Here is a 623-nt window from a genome sequence, read left to right on the forward strand (position 1 = left end):
GGCGAGGTGCGGTTCAACGGCCGGGACATTCAGCAGGTCGGCCCGGGCGAGCTGCGGGCGCTGCGGGAAGAGATGCAGATCATCTTCCAGGATCCGATGGGCTCGCTGAATCCGCGCTTCCTGGTACGGGACCTGATCGGCGAGCCGCTGAAGCTGCACCGCAAGATGTCGGCTTCCGACATCGACGACCGGGTCGTGGAGCTGATGGAGCTGGTCGGGCTCGACGTGACGCGGCGCAACCGCTACCCGCACGAGTTCTCGGGCGGGCAGCGGCAGCGGATCGGGATCGCGCGGGCGATCGCGCTCAATCCGAAGTTCATCGTGGCGGACGAATCGGTGTCGGCGCTGGACGTGTCGGTGCAGTCGCAGGTGCTGAACCTGATGATGAAGCTGCAGCGGGAGCTGGGCTTGACGTACCTGTTCATCGCGCACGGGCTGAACGTGGTCCGGCACGTCTCGAACCGGGTCGGGGTCATGTACCTGGGCAAGCTGGTGGAGGTGGCGCCGGCGGACGAGCTGTTCGCGCGGCCGGCGCATCCGTACACGCAGGCGCTCATGTCGGCGATTCCGCAGCCGTCGCCGGGACGCCAACGGGACCGGGTGGCGCTGCAGGGCGAGGTGCC

The 623-nt window shown here is 68.2% G+C and carries 1 protein-coding gene; it reads left to right on the plus strand.

Annotated elements, in window-relative coordinates:
• The coding region (locus I8J29_RS33470) for an oligopeptide/dipeptide ABC transporter ATP-binding protein (protein WP_208851566.1) at positions 1–623 on the plus strand (623 nt) is incomplete at both ends.

It is taken from the genome of Paenibacillus artemisiicola, assembly GCF_017652985.1.
In the GTDB taxonomy this organism is placed as follows: Bacteria; Bacillota; Bacilli; order Paenibacillales; family Paenibacillaceae; genus Paenibacillus_Z; species Paenibacillus_Z artemisiicola.